Annotated in this window: 15 protein-coding genes; 3 read left to right on the top strand and 12 right to left on the bottom strand. The window is 68.9% G+C overall.

The features are described 5' to 3' along the window. Nucleotides 1–25 precede the first annotated feature (25 nt). Nucleotides 26–1,024: an NOG1 family protein gene (locus VJ162_RS08340; protein WP_324663647.1), complete on the top strand. Its 999-nt coding sequence runs from the start codon at nt 26–28 to the stop codon at nt 1,022–1,024. A gap of 55 nt (nt 1,025–1,079) precedes the next feature. Here VJ162_RS08340 and VJ162_RS08335 read toward each other — a convergent pair whose 3' ends face one another. Together VJ162_RS08335 and VJ162_RS08330 are read right to left on the bottom strand one after the other, a co-directional pair. Further along, nucleotides 1,080–1,811 (bottom strand): SIMPL domain-containing protein, encoded by a 732-nt coding sequence (locus tag VJ162_RS08335; protein ID WP_324663646.1) that lies wholly within the window; start codon nt 1,809–1,811, stop codon nt 1,080–1,082. A 62-nt stretch (nt 1,812–1,873) separates the two neighbouring features. Then, the gene (locus VJ162_RS08330; protein WP_324663645.1) at nt 1,874–3,151 is read right to left on the bottom strand and encodes a TIGR00341 family protein; all 1,278 of its coding nucleotides are present in this window, start codon (nt 3,149–3,151) and stop codon (nt 1,874–1,876) included. Nucleotides 3,152–3,312: 161 nt separating this feature from the next. On the opposite strand from VJ162_RS08330, the gene engB reads away from it, so the two are divergent. Then, nucleotides 3,313–3,930, top strand: a complete 618-nt coding sequence (engB, locus tag VJ162_RS08325) for a GTP-binding protein EngB (protein ID WP_324663644.1) — start codon at nt 3,313–3,315, stop codon at nt 3,928–3,930. A gap of 326 nt (nt 3,931–4,256) precedes the next feature. Here engB and yciH read toward each other — a convergent pair whose 3' ends face one another. The 5 genes from yciH to VJ162_RS08300 all read right to left on the bottom strand — a co-directional run bounded on the left by yciH (nt 4,257) and on the right by VJ162_RS08300 (nt 9,249). Then, entirely contained in the window at nt 4,257–4,550 is a 294-nt protein-coding gene (gene yciH / locus VJ162_RS08320) for a stress response translation initiation inhibitor YciH (protein ID WP_004516073.1), read from the bottom strand. A gap of 149 nt (nt 4,551–4,699) precedes the next feature. Next, complete coding sequence (locus tag VJ162_RS08315; protein WP_324663643.1) at nt 4,700–6,892, bottom strand: transglutaminase family protein; 2,193 nt, start codon at nt 6,890–6,892, stop codon at nt 4,700–4,702. Beyond that, on the bottom strand, nt 6,889–7,863 hold the full coding sequence (locus VJ162_RS08310) for a DUF58 domain-containing protein (protein WP_324663641.1): 975 nt from the start codon (nt 7,861–7,863) through the stop codon (nt 6,889–6,891). The genes VJ162_RS08315 and VJ162_RS08310 overlap by 4 nt, the downstream gene beginning before the upstream one ends. 1 nt (nt 7,864) lies before the next feature. After that, nucleotides 7,865–8,818: an AAA family ATPase gene (locus tag VJ162_RS08305; RefSeq protein WP_324663640.1), complete on the bottom strand. Its 954-nt coding sequence runs from the start codon at nt 8,816–8,818 to the stop codon at nt 7,865–7,867. A 146-nt stretch (nt 8,819–8,964) separates the two neighbouring features. After that, nucleotides 8,965–9,249 carry a DUF7573 domain-containing protein gene (locus VJ162_RS08300; protein WP_324663639.1) on the bottom strand — a complete coding sequence of 95 codons (285 nt, stop codon included), beginning with the start codon at nt 9,247–9,249 and terminating at the stop codon, nt 8,965–8,967. A 150-nt stretch (nt 9,250–9,399) separates the two neighbouring features. Here VJ162_RS08300 and VJ162_RS08295 point away from each other — a divergent pair, with 150 nt between their 5' ends. Next, the gene (locus tag VJ162_RS08295) at nt 9,400–9,621 is read left to right on the top strand and encodes a hypothetical protein (RefSeq protein ID WP_262174917.1); all 222 of its coding nucleotides are present in this window, start codon (nt 9,400–9,402) and stop codon (nt 9,619–9,621) included. Here the strand turns inward: VJ162_RS08295 and VJ162_RS08290 are convergent. The 5 genes from VJ162_RS08290 to VJ162_RS08270 form a co-directional block, all read right to left on the bottom strand. After that, a complete protein-coding gene (locus VJ162_RS08290; RefSeq protein ID WP_324663638.1) occupies nt 9,575–10,552 on the bottom strand; it encodes a 5,10-methylenetetrahydromethanopterin reductase in 978 nt (325 codons plus the stop codon). The genes VJ162_RS08295 and VJ162_RS08290 overlap by 47 nt on opposite strands. Then, nucleotides 10,539–11,312, bottom strand: coding sequence for a coenzyme F420-0:L-glutamate ligase (locus VJ162_RS08285; protein ID WP_324663637.1), 774 nt, complete (start codon nt 11,310–11,312; stop codon nt 10,539–10,541). Before VJ162_RS08285 ends, VJ162_RS08290 begins: the two co-directional genes overlap by 14 nt. A gap of 97 nt (nt 11,313–11,409) precedes the next feature. Continuing rightward, nucleotides 11,410–11,898 (bottom strand): metallophosphoesterase family protein, encoded by a 489-nt coding sequence (locus VJ162_RS08280; RefSeq protein WP_324663636.1) that lies wholly within the window; start codon nt 11,896–11,898, stop codon nt 11,410–11,412. Nucleotides 11,899–12,000: 102 nt separating this feature from the next. After that, nucleotides 12,001–12,306, bottom strand: coding sequence for a winged helix-turn-helix transcriptional regulator (locus tag VJ162_RS08275; protein WP_324663706.1), 306 nt, complete (start codon nt 12,304–12,306; stop codon nt 12,001–12,003). Between the two features lie 77 nt (nt 12,307–12,383). Beyond that, on the bottom strand, nt 12,384–13,034 hold the full coding sequence (locus VJ162_RS08270) for a hypothetical protein (protein WP_324663635.1): 651 nt from the start codon (nt 13,032–13,034) through the stop codon (nt 12,384–12,386). Nucleotides 13,035–13,151: the final 117 nt, after the last annotated feature.

Here is a 13,151-nt window from a genome sequence, read left to right as displayed (position 1 = left end):
CCCGGTGACGGTCAACAACGAGGCAATGAGCCATCCCTTCGAGAATCTCCCGACCACGCCCCGGGCCGAGGAGATACTGGACAAAGCGTTTTCGCGGGCGACGCGGGCCTCCGGTTCCAAGACCGGCATCGAGGCCCAGCAGTCGATGCTGATGACCGCCTCGAACATCATCTCCGACAACCTCGAAAACGTCGCGACGCAGTGGCCGACAATCGACGAGCTGGACCCATTCTACGTGGAGCTGGCCGGTGCCGTCATCAGCGAGACCGCCCCGGCCGACGACGACCCCGGCGTCGACGCGCTGAAACAGCACCTCTCGAACATCTCCTGGGCCGGCCGGAAAGCCAAGGAGATACGCCAGGAGTACGAGGGCCGCGTGGTCCGAAGCGACATCGACACGTCCCGCAAACTGCGCAAGCAGGCCTTCGCCCGCATGGCCGACATCACCGAGCAGGTCGCTGAGGACCTCGAAGCGGTCTCGAAGGCCCGCGACGCGCTGAAGGGGCTGCCCGACATCCGCCCGGACGAGCCCGTCATCGTCGTCGCCGGCTACCCCAACGTCGGGAAGTCCTCGTTCGTCAACACGGTGACCCGCGCCGACAACGAGATCGCCTCCTACCCCTTCACGACGACACAGATTCGCGTCGGCCACGTCGAGGCCGACCGCATCCGCTACCAGCTCGTCGACACCCCCGGACTGCTCGACCGGCCGCCGGAGGAGCGCAACGATATCGAATCACAGGCCATCAGCGCGCTGGAACACCTCGCCGACGCCGTGCTGGTACTTGTCGACCCCAGCGGCGAGTGTGGCTACCCGCTGGCACAGCAACTCGAACTCCGCGACGACATCGAGTCGCTGTTCGACGCGCCGGTGTTGACCATCGGCAACAAGAGCGACCGTTCGACCGACGTCGAGGCCGACCACTTCATGAGCGTCACCGAGGGCGACAACGTCGAGGAAGTGTTGCAGGCGGCTATCGAGGCCGTCGACTGGGAGATAGAGCTTCCGTTTGACGAGGAATAGGGCGGTCTCCGGCGTCGTTGATGCAGCAAGACACGGCCGTTTGTTCCCCGCCGCGTTACGCTAACTCGTAGGTGACCTGCACGCTCACCTCGACGGTGACCGGTTCCGGTGAGACGTCCGTCTCGCCGCCGGCGTCAGCGGCCGCGGACTCCGCCCGGACCACCGGCTGACCGCCGTCGCTCGTCTGTATGGTCACTGCGTCTCCGACACTCCGGTCCTCCGAAGCCGCGAGCGTGGTCGCGTCGCCGCGGGCCTGTTCCATCGCCGTCGTCAGGGCTTCCTCGCGAGCCCCGGCCCGCGTGTCGCCGCTGAGGCTGTAGCTGATACCCTCGACGCGGTCGGCGCCGTTGTCGACGGCGGTGTCGACGAGCGACCCCACCGAGTCGACGGCGCCCGTCTCGGCCTCGACGGTGTGGACGGCGACGTAGCCGACCAGTTCGCGGCCGCTCTCACTGTATTCGTACTCCGGGCTGACGGTGAAGCGCGCGGACGTGACGGTCGCGCCTTCGCCTTCGAGTGCGTCCCTGATGGCGTCTGCGTCACCGCTCAGGTTGTTCCGGGCCGCGGCCGCCGTCTCGCCCCGGCCGACGGCAGCGACGGTCACCGTCGCCTCGTCGGGTGCCCGCTCGACCGTCGCGTCGGCGCTGACGCTGACAGTGGCGTTCGTCGCCGTCGGTCGGTCGGGTGACTCCGCCGCTGTGCCGCCGGTGTCCGCGAGAACGAAGCCGACCCCGCCGGCCAGCACGAGCGCCGCGACGCCGATGACTGCGAGTGGTTGTGTGTCCATACGGGCCGGACGCACCCAGAGGTATTTACCGCATCGGACGGTCAAATCCGGGTTTGAGCGTGTTATCCCCGCTCGACGGTGATGTAGCGGACGGAGGTTTCGACGTCCTGCCCGGCCGCGTCGTCGACCACGTCGTCTAGCTGGCTCGCCAGCCCGGGCGGGTCGGCCCTCGGCGGGATACCGACGGTGACGATGACGTGGCGGGGCTCCTGGAAGATGACGGCGTTGCTGTGTTGGACCTCGACGCTTATGACCTGTCCCGGCGGCTCGACGGCTCCCTCGACGCGTTCCTGTATCGCCTCCTCTGTGGTCGCTCGCTGGTAGGTGTCCAGGGTCACGCCCCCGAGAAACGCCGAGAGGACGAGGATGGAGACGGCCAGGACGCCGATGCGTTTCAGCGTCGCCGCGCGGGCGTCGCTCTCGCGGAACCAGTACTCCGGCCGGTAGCCCTGGTACCACAGCCCGACAAGCACGGCGAGGTTGATAGAGAGGATGTTCACCAGCACCAGGACGCCCGAGCCCAGCGAGACCAGCGGCTGGCCCCACGCGATGCCGATACCGACCGCCGCCGCCGGCGGGATGAGTGCGACGGCGATCATCACGCCCACCAGCGCCGTCGAGACCCCGGAGGTGAGGCTCAACACGCCGGCCGCACCGGCACCCAGTGCCACCACGAGCGAGAGGAAGTCGGGCGCGACCCGCTCGCGGACCTGCTGGACGCTCGTCACGTCCGCGATCGGCGGGACGACGTTTGCCGTCCGCACCAGGAAGGCGAAGACGGTCGCGCTCGCGATGGCAAGCAGGAGGCCAAAGGCCTGGAGCTTGACGCCCCGGACGAACAGCTCGTGGTCGTCGACGACGGTGCCGACGTTGGCCGTCATCGCCGGGCCGATAAGCGGCGCGATAACCATCGACCCGACCACGACCGCCGGCGAGTTGAGCAGCAGTCCCGCCGTCGCGATGACCGCGCTGATGACGGTCATGAGAGCGTACGTCTGCAGCGACGGGGCGAGGTCCTCGGCCTTCGAGGTCAGCTCCTCCCGGGCGATGCGGTCCTCGTCTTTCTCCTCGGCGTATCGGTCCTCAAGCGACTCGAACTTACTGGAGAGGACGGTGTTGGCCTCGGTGATGACCGTGTACGTGTCGTCGTTCAGCCCCACGTCGCGCAGCGACTCCAGCACCGGCTCGACGGCGTTCGTCGGCAGGGGAAACGTCACGATGGCCCCGATGTCTCGCCCGCTCGACTCCTCGCTTACGACGTAGTCGATGCTCTCCTCGTCGAGGACGCCCAGTACCGTCTCGACCTTGCCCTCGGGGACCGAAATCTGTACGAGCCGCACGGCTACCGGTGTGGCGTCTGTGGATAAAAACCCGGGTGGTCGGACGGACGAACCGCTGTATCTGTGTCCCGCCACTGCCGGCCAGTGGCGGTGCCGGTACGAGCGACTCCGTCTCAGCCGGAAACTGACGCGCTTTTCCCCGTCGACGCTGTATCGCGGCTATGTTCGAGTCTCGCCCGAACCGGAGCGCCGAAGTCGTCCTCGTCGGCCGCTCCAACGTCGGGAAATCCACGCTGATGCGGGAGCTGACCGGTCACACCTTCGACACCGGGCAACGCCCCGGCGTCACCCGCAGCCCGAACCACTACGACTGGACCGGCCCCGACTTCGTGCTGACCGACCTGCCCGGCTTCGGCTTCATGAAAGGCGTCCCCGACGAGGTACGCGAGCAGATAAAGACCGACGTGGTCCGCTACGTCGAGGACAACGCCGAGAAGATACTGGTGGGCATCCTCGTCGTCGACGGGAAAAGCGTCATCGACATCATCGACCGCCACTCGGGCCCCGACGAGATCCCCCACGACGTGGAGATGTTTCACTTCCTCCGGGACGTGGGCGTCGAGCCCGTCGTCGCCGTCAACAAGATGGACAAGGTCGACGACCGCGACGAGCGGCTGAACGACCTCTGTGACCGCCTCGGGCTGTACCCGCCCTGGGAGCAGTGGCAAGAGACTATCGCTCCCATCAGCGCCAAGCGGGGCAACATCGACGCCCTGAACGAGGCCGTCCGCCACCACCTGCACGAGGCCGAACGGGACGACCTGTTTCAGTTCTTCTAAAGAACCTTTTTCTGCGTCGGGTTCGCGCGGAGCGCGAACCACTCCTTGAAAAACGTTCATGAAAAAGGCCGGAATCTCGGCCTCGGGCCTCGATTCCGGTGAAACGGCGCGCGAGGCGCGCCGTATGCTCTTCCGGAGTGCCTGCCTTTCCCCGTCCGCGCTCGGGCGCGAGTAGCCATCGCGCCACTCGCGCCCGGCCGCCGCGATCGGCTAGTTCGTCGTCGGGCTACTGGTCGTCGCTATCCTGGGCCCGTATCTCTGAGCGGGCGACAATCGGCGCTGTCGCCACTCACCGAGGGTGAAACAGCCGGAGAAACGACGGGCGGTCAGGCGACGTTGAAGCCTTTGTCGCGCAGGAAGTCCTCGACGCGACCGGTGTGGTTCCCCTGGAGCTCTATCTGGCCGTCCTCGACGGTCCCCCCGCAGGCGAACTTGGACTTTAAGTCCGACGACAGCGAGTCCATGTCCACGTCTTTCGGGTCGAACCCCTCGATAATCGTTACCTCCTTGCCGTACCGGCGCTCGTCGATGCGGATGTTGATCTCCTGGGACTCCTTTGCGACGTCCTCGCAGACGCAGAGCTCCTCAGGTAGCCCGCACGTAGAGCAGACCTCAGACACGGTTCTCCCGGACCGTTCCCACAGTTGGTTCACCGCTGGCGCTTCGGGTATCCGGATTCACTGGCGCGTGTGAGGCGCAGGCTTCATTCGACATTACCTAGTCGCCTGTATCAGCTACAGGGGTAAATAATCTTTCTCCCGAGCGACCGCTACCGCTCGGCGACGACGGCGTCGGCGATGTCGATGGCCTCCGCCGCCGCTTCGGCCGACGCCGACCCGCCGTACCGGAGTCGCTCGCGCAGTTCGGCCAGCCGCCGAACGTCCTCGTCGGCATCGACGGCGTCGAGATACGCCCGGACCGTCTCGCCCGACCGGCGCTCGCGGTGGCGCTCGCCCAGCACGTACATCGCCCGCTGGAAGGCCGTCTCGATGTCTTCCTCGGGGCGCTGTGGCGACTGGTAGCGCAGCCACAGCGCCCGCGAGACCCGCTCGGGGACGCCGGCGTGGCGGAGCCCGGCCGCGGTGCCAAGCAGGGCGATAACACCCAGCGCCGCCTCCTCGCGGGAGGGGAGGCCCGGCAACTGCTGCTTGTCGTCCTCGCTCGCCGTCCGCGTCGCCGTGGCCCCGGGGGTCCGCCTCTCCACGGGTGGGCGCGTCCGGGTCGGTGTCGGGGGCGCTGTCGCGGTGCGGCCCGGCTCCGGCGTCTCGGTTGGCGTCGGCGTCGGTGTCGCCGCGGTCTCGGTGGGCGTCGCCTCGGCCTCGTCGGTGTCGCCGTCATCGTCGAGTTGCTGCTGTTCCGCCGCCTGCCGAGGACCCGCCGGCGTCGGGTCGAACTGGACCCACCCCCACTCCTCGACGTACACCTCGACCCACGCGTGGGAGTGTAGCCCGCGGACCTCCCACCGGTTCGAGCCGACCGACTCACCCGGCGTGTAGCCGACGGCCATCCTCGCGGGGATGTCCTGCGTGCGCAACATGACGGCCATCGTCGTCGCGAAGTAGGTGCAGTACCCCTCGCTCATCGCGTGGAGGAACCGGTCGGCGACGTTGCGCCGGGGCCGGGAGACCTCAAGCGAGTAGCCGCGGTTTCGCTTGAGCCACCGTTCTACGACCAGCGCGGTCTGGTAGGGCGTCTCGGCGTTCTCGGTCAGCGTCGCGGTCGTCTCGGCGACCCGGTCGGGCGTACTCTCCGGGAGCTGGACGTACGTCCCCGCGATGTCCTCGGGATAGTCGTCGCCGGCGGCCCGAAGCGCCGCCTCGCTCGCCTGGACGACCTCGCTTTCGACCCGGTAGCTGTCGCCGCTTTCCAGCCCCGACTCGGGCTGGAGCCCGTCCTGTCTGGTCACCTGTACGTCCGCGTCGCCCTCGTATCGCCTCGGCTTCCAGGCGGCGGGGACCGTCCCGATGGCCGATTCGACCTCGTACGTCTGGACGAGCTCGCGCGTTCGGTCCGCCGGCTGGCCGTCGAGGCGGTCTCCGTCGTCGTATGCTGTGGGGCTGCCCGTCCGGACCCACCCGTCGCCGGTGTAGCGGTCGTAGGCCCCGACGCGCCAGTATCTGGGCTCGTCGGCCTCGACGGTGAACCGGTGGGTCGGACTCAGCGACAGCGACCCCTGGACTGTCAGCGAGTTGCCGGCGTCGACTAGGCTCCCCTCGACGGTCCCGCCAGACCCGCGCAGCAGCGACACCGCTGTCCCCCGGACGCCGGGGATGCGCGAGACGACCGTCGGCACGACGATGACGGCCGCGAGCTGGGCCAGCACCGACCGCCGACCGGCGTCGATGCCGTCGTCGGTGTCGGTGACCGTCGGTGCGGACGCTCCGTCGGTCGCTGTCCCTGCTTGCCCGCTCGTGACCGAATCGAGCGTCCCGAACCCGACTGCGGCGACGGCTCCGACCACGCCCAGCAGGGTGGTGACGACGCTGGCGTCGGTCGTCAACACGAAAAACGAGAGCGTCACGCTGGCGACGGCGACCGCCGTCACGTACCACCGCCGGAGCGCGAAGTAGGTCGTCAGAAACACCGGCGCGGCGACGAAGGAGGTGACCCACAGCCGGACGTTCGCTATCTGTAGCAGCCGGCGCCCGGTCAGCAGTTCGAGGGTGTCGGCGACTAACACGCCAAACGGGGGGTCCGTCGTGAGGTTCGTGACGTACCAGAACAGGCCGGCACCAAAGAGGGCCACGCCGAGGACGAGAGCCAGTACCGGGTGGAGCAGCCGGGCCAGCACCGCCCCCGCCGCCAGCGCGACGCCCGCGACGAGCAGGAACTGCGTCGGCGAGCCGACCACGTCGACGAGGTGGTACATCGTCCGCAGGGGCGCACCCAGCGCCAGCGCGACCGCGAGCAGAGCGAGGGCGCGTGGCTGGGACCACGGGAGCCGCCCGGCGAGCCGGCTCATGCCGTCACCCCCGAGACCAGCGGGTTCTCCTGCCCCACGGTCAGGTCGTCGAACGCCTCGGTCCGGTCGCCGACGTGGACGACGACGCCGCCGTCGGTGGCGCTGATGAGTACGTCGGCCGCCTCCTCGCGGCCGCTCTGTCCCGCCCCGGCCCGGGCCAGCGCCTCCAGCAGCCGTATCTGCTGGCGCTCACCGAACCCCGCCGGCACGGCCCCGTCGGGCGTCGCCAGCCCGACGCTGAAGCCGCTCTGCAGCGCCCCGACGGCGACGGTGGCCGCGGCGGCCGCCATCGCATCGGCGTGTCCCGCTTTCGCCCGCGCGGCGACGAGCAGCTCCCGGTCCTCGCTGTCGTCGTCGAACTCCGTCACCAGCAGGTCGTCGCGCTTGGCGCTTGACTTCCAATGGATGTCCCGCAGGGCGTCTCCCGGGGTGTACTCCCGCAGCCGGTCGAACGCCCCCCGCTCCTCGGCGTCGGGGGTAAAAGTCCGAACGAACGCATCGGGCCCGCCCAGCCGGGACACCGGCGGGAAGACGAGCACCTCGTCGGTCGCGCCGACGGTGCCACCGGCGACCACAAGCCCCAGCGGGTCGGTGACCGCCACCTCGACGGGGCCCAGTTCGTGCTCGCCCCGGCGCTCGTAGGGCACCTCGAAGGAGAGCGTCGCCGGCAGCGAACACCGCGCCGTCGCCGTCCCGCCGACTGCCTCGGCCCGGTGGTCGGTGACTCGCGCGATGCCGCTGCCCGAGAGTGTGAGCGCAAGCGTCCGGTACTCCCCCTGGAACCCACGCCGGAGTGTCGACCGCTCGACGGCCGGGAGCCCGGCCGCGTACACCTGCACTGTCGCGCCCAGCAGGGCGACAAACAGGGGCGCGGCGATGGCGGCCAGCCCCGGCTGGCCGAACTGCGCGCTGACGACGGTCGCTCCGACGGCGACCACCAGCACGCCGGCGCCCCGCAGCGTCGGGCGCATCTCACTCGACGGCGACCCGCTCTAAGGCCGCCGCGACGAGTTCCTCGGCAGTCCGGTCGCTGCTGTCGGTCCGGATGCGATGGGGGAGCACGACCGGCGCTTCGGCCTGGAGGTCGTCCGGGACCACGTAGTCCCGGCCCGAAAGCACCGCCCGCGCCTGGCTGGCCCGCAACAGGTTGATGCTCCCGCGCGGACTCACGCCCAGCCTGGCGTGTTCGCGGGTGTAGGCGGCCAGCCGGGTCGCGTAGGCCCGAACCGGTTCCTCGACGGTGACCCCCGCCACGGCCTCGCGGGCCGCCCGCAGCTCGTCGAGCGTGGCGACGGGCTCCAGGCGCTCGATGGGGTGGTTCCCGACGACAGCGCCCAGCATCGCCGTCTCCTCGTCGGCCTCGGGATAGCCCAGTTGCAGCTTCGTCATGAACCGGTCGAGCTCGGCCATCGGCAGGTCGTAGGCCTTGTGCTGTTCGACCGTGTTCTGGGTGGCGATGACGGTAAAGGGCTGGGGGAGCTCGCGCGTCGTGCCGTCGGCCGAGACCTGTCCCTCCTCCATCGCCTCCAGCAGCGCCGACTGGGTCTTGGGCGGCGCCCGGTTTATCTCGTCGCCCAGCACGACGTTGGCGAAGATTGGGCCGGGGCGGAACTCGAACTCCCCCGTCTTCTGGTTGTAGACGTTGACGCCGGTCACGTCCGTCGGCAGCAGGTCCGGCGTGAACTGCACGCGCTTGAACTCCCCGTCGACGCTCGCGGCGACCGACCGGGCCAGCATCGTCTTGCCGACCCCGGGGACATCCTCAAGCAGCACGTGGCCCCGGCCAAGCAGCGCCGTGACGATGTGTTCGACCGCCTCGTGGTGGCCGACGATGACCTCCTCTACGTTCTCGATGACCCCGGCCGCGAGGCGGCTCGCCGCCCGGAGGGGGCTGTCCGACTCCTGGCTGACTGTCGTGTCTGTCATGGGTAGTAACTCTCGGGGTCGGGACCCCCGACCGTTCAGGGCGCCGTGGTTCTAGTTACCTCTCTGTTCGGAACGGGAATATGTAACTCTGCTGGAGGGCTAGCTGAAACGGAACGTAGCGCTCCCCTGGGAAACGTAGTCGCGCCTCAGGCCCGCTCCCAGTCCTTGCAATCGATACAGACCAGTCGCCCGGCTTGCTGCCAGCGGCGCTTGACGGACTCGCCACACTCCTCGCAGGCCACCCCCTCGCCCGACCAGGCGTACGTCGCCGTCGCCGGCTCGATGTCGGCTGTCGGTCCGTCCGTCGCATCCGCCGGTGTCGCCGCGTCCGTCGCCTCGGCGCCGTCCGCTGACGCCGCGTCCTCTCCCGCCCCGGACTGTTCGCCCGACTCGCCGCCGAGGAAATCGTCCAGCGAGGCGTCTTCGCTCATGGCCGTCCCTGCGTCCGCACGCGTGAAATAGCTGTCTGCCCGCTGCGCCCGGTGTGGTCCGTTCCGCCGTCGGGCTGTTCGTTTCCCTGTCCCGGACCGACCCGCGTCGCTAGCGGAAACACAAAGTAGGACCGCTCCAAAGCGGCGGGTATGCAAAGTCTCCCCATGCAGTTCGTCCAGAGCGTCCTCGACATGCCCGGGAAGTTCGTCGACATCGCGTTGGCCGACCCTCTCTCCGCGGTTCTCATCCTCATCGGCGCGGTCCTGGTCGGCGGCGCCTCGGCCGTCTTCGGCTATCTCACCCTCGGCGCCGCGGCCTCGCTTTTCATTCGGCCGGGGAGCGGTCGGTCGCCGCCCCGAGAAGCCCAATAGCGTCCTCGATATCCGGGCCCAGCGGCGAGGCGAAGACGACGCTGTCGGCGTGGTCCCGCAGCGCCTCGGTCCGCTCGGCCACGTCCTCGGGCGTCCCGGCGATACAGAACGCATCGAGCATCGGCTCCGTGACCAGCCCGAAGGCGTCCTCGAACTCACCCGCCGAGATAGCGTCGCTGATGTCGCTCGCGACGCCGTGGTCGATGCCGTGGCGGTCGAGTACGGGCGGGGGCGAGCCGGCGGCGACGAAGGCCACGGGCGGCCGGGCGGCCTCGCGGGCGGCGTCGGCGTCCTCGGCGACTGAGACGCTGGCGTAGGCCGCGAGGTCGAACTCCGAATCCGCGACGCGGTCGTCGAGCATCGAGTCGACCTGGTCGCGGGCCCACGCGAGGTCTTTCGGATGCGACCCGTTGTACAGCGCCCCGTCGGCGTGCTTTGCGGCCATCTTCGTCATGTGTGGCCCCTGGGCGCCGACGTAGACCGGAACCGACCCGACCTCGTAGTTCAGCCCGGCGTCGTCGGCCCGGAAGGTGCCGTCGTGGTCGACGCGCTCGCCGTCCCACAACTGCTGGGCGACTTTGAACGTCTCCAGGACTCGCCGCAGGGCGTCGTCGTGGTCGAAACCGAGGTTGCGAATCGTCGATTTGTCGCCCGGCCCGACGCCGAAGACGGCGCGACCATCGCTCAGCTCCGAGAGCGTCGCGACCCGCGAGGCCAGCGTCACGGGGTGGGTCTCGTAGGGGTTGGCGATGCCCGGCCCAAGTTGGACCTCGTCGGTCGCCTGTGCCATCGAGGCCAGTGCCATGAACTGGTCGCGGTTGTTGTAGTGATGGCTCGCAAAGACCGCGTCGAAGCCTGCGTCCTCGGCGGTGACGGCGAAGTCGGTGAGCTGTGCCACTGGGTGTTCCGGTGTGATTTCAATCGCGTACATGAGACCACTCTCTGAGTGCGTCGCGGACAACGTCTTTGTCGTTCGGGCGGTAGAGTTCGTCACTGCCCGCGTGGTCGCCGAAGTCGAAGTCCCGGATGACGGCGACCGGCGTGCCGCCCGCCCCCTCGCCGGTGACGAGGTTTCCGGCGGCGGCCAGTTCGTCGACGACCGCCTGTACCGTCGCGCCGAGTTCCCGCCCCTCGCGGTCTACCTCTCCGCGCCAGTCGCGCGCCGCCGGTATCCCCGCCCAGCCAAGCGCGACGCCGCGCTGTCCGAGGCGGAAGGGCCGTCCGGAGGTGTCGGTGACGACGACCGCCACGTCTACGCCGGCGTGGTCGCGCAGTCCCGCCCGAACGCGTTCGGCGCAGTCGGTCGGGTCCTCGGGGAGGAGCAACAGGTCGTCGCCGGGCACGTTCGAGCGGTCGATGCCCGCGTTGACCGTGATGTGGCCAAAGCGGGTGACCGCGAGGATAAAGGGTGCCTCGGTCAGTATCTCCTCGCTCTCCTCGATGACGGCCTGGGCGAATCGGGGGTCTTTCTCCTCCCCCGCGATGTCGGCGATCCCGTCGGCGATGCGCTCGGCGCGTTCGCTCGCCGGAAACTCCGCGAGGTCGGCCCCCCGGCCCGCGGCCTTCGAGACGATGGTACTGGCCACACAGACCACGTCGCCATCCCGCAGGTCCGACCGCTCGGCGACCAGCTCGGCGACATCGTCGCCGCGGCGAACCTCCGGCAGCCCCTCGACCGCGAAGACCTCCATACCCTCCCTGCGGGTTCCGCGGGAAAAAGGACGCCGTTAGTCGCAAGGCCCGCAAACAGTGGCAACAGCTGCCGGTGTCAACGACGCCCGGGGGCGTCTAGGCCTCGTGGACCGCCACCTCGAACTCGCCGTCCCGTGCCGTCGCCGTCATCATCGTCGGCCGGTCGGCCGGCGCCGCCCCCGTCGCGCTTCCGGGATTCAGCAACCGAACACCGCCGTGAGTCGCGTCCATGACCTCGTGGGTGTGGCCGGCCACGCCGACGGCGTCGGCGCCCGCCTCCTCGCGGACGATGTTCGCGACGCGGTCCTCGTACCCCCGCTTTGACCCGGTACCGTGCGTGACGACGACGGTGACACCGCCGAGTTCGACCGTCGCGCGCTCGGCCAGCCCGATTCGTGGGTCCGTGTTCCCGCTGACGGCGGTGAGCCGGGCGGCCATCGCGCGGACGTTCGACAGCGCGCCCTCGCTGTCGAAATCGCCCGCGTGGATGACGTGGTCGGCCGCCTCGATACGCTCGCGGAACGGGTCGGGAATCCGGCTCGCCCGCGAGGGGATGTGCGTGTCGCTGATGAGCGCGACGTTCATGGCGGACGTTCTCGCCCGCGGGTCAAAACAGTTCGTCGGTCATACTGTCGGCTGTAACATTACAGGGGAATTCGACACTCCGCGTGCTTACAGCCAACAGTCTCACTCGGCCGCTTCGGCGGCCGGGATCGACGCCTCGATCTCTTCGAGCCGCTCGACGAGGCGGTCGAGGCCGCCGTTGATGTCGGCTACGCGCTCGGCGATGCCGTCGGCGGGTATCGCACCCTGGGGCGTCGGCTCGACTAGCCCGTCGTCTTCCAGCATCCGCAGCGAGTACCGCACCTTGTGTTCCGGAATCCCGGTCTCCTCGGCCAGCCGTACGATACCGATTGGACCGTCGTCGATGACGGCCTCCAGTATCGACAGGTCCCGACTCTCCTTTTCGACCTGGTCGCGTAATCTCTCCATGCCCATTCGTATCAATCGCTATCGGATGTGGATATATAAACGCGGCCCTCTGGCGGGAGCGGGAGTCGTGCCCCTCGCTATTCCTCTACGGGCGTCCGCCGCAGCTCGTCGAGCTGGTCGCGCAGCTTCGACAGCTCGGTTTCCAGCTCCTCGCGGCGGTCGATGAGCGTCGACAGCTCCTCGGTGTTGACCGAGAAGTCGTTCTCCAGCGCGACATCCAAGGCGTCGGTGGTCGCGGCCGCCAGGTCCGTCGAGACGCGCAACACCTCGCTTGGGGTGCCACGGGACTCGTACAGCTCCTGGTCGCCCGACAGCGGGCTGTAGGTTATCATCGGCGACTCGACGCTGTGGTGGTAGGTGACGGTGTAGCTCGTGTCCGTGACGGGGTTCAGCCGGTCCTCGGCGCGCTCGGTGCGGACGATGTTGAACGGCCCCGCCAGCGACGGGTAGGTCTCGGCGAGGTCCCGCAGCCGGTCGGCGGCGGTCACGTCGAGCTGGGCCTCCACGTCGCCGAAGAACTGCCGCGAGTTGGTGAGCGAAAAGGCCACCGTGTAAAAGACCGACTCGTCGCTGTCGGCGAGGTTGCGGAGCCGCTCGCGGACCTCGGCGTGGCGCCCCTCGATGGTCAGCTTCTCCAACTCCTCCAGCAGCGCCCGGACCCCCTCCTCCCGTTCGAGGTACGCCTCGACGATGGCGCCCGGCATCTCCTCGCCCTCGATATCGTCCATGCCTGTCCAAGCACGCCGCGAGTAAACAGTCTGTCGGCGGGGACAAAACCTATGCCGGGCTAGTGTCTGCGTTCCTCTGTCCGCCACCCGAGGTGGACCTATGACAGGGTAGGGGGA

This window comes from Haloarcula sediminis, from assembly GCF_035656455.1.
In the GTDB taxonomy this organism is placed as follows: domain Archaea; phylum Halobacteriota; class Halobacteria; order Halobacteriales; family Haloarculaceae; genus Haloarcula; species Haloarcula sediminis.
Note: the sequence above shows the minus strand (reverse complement) of the source record. Positions and strands in the feature narration are given on the sequence as shown.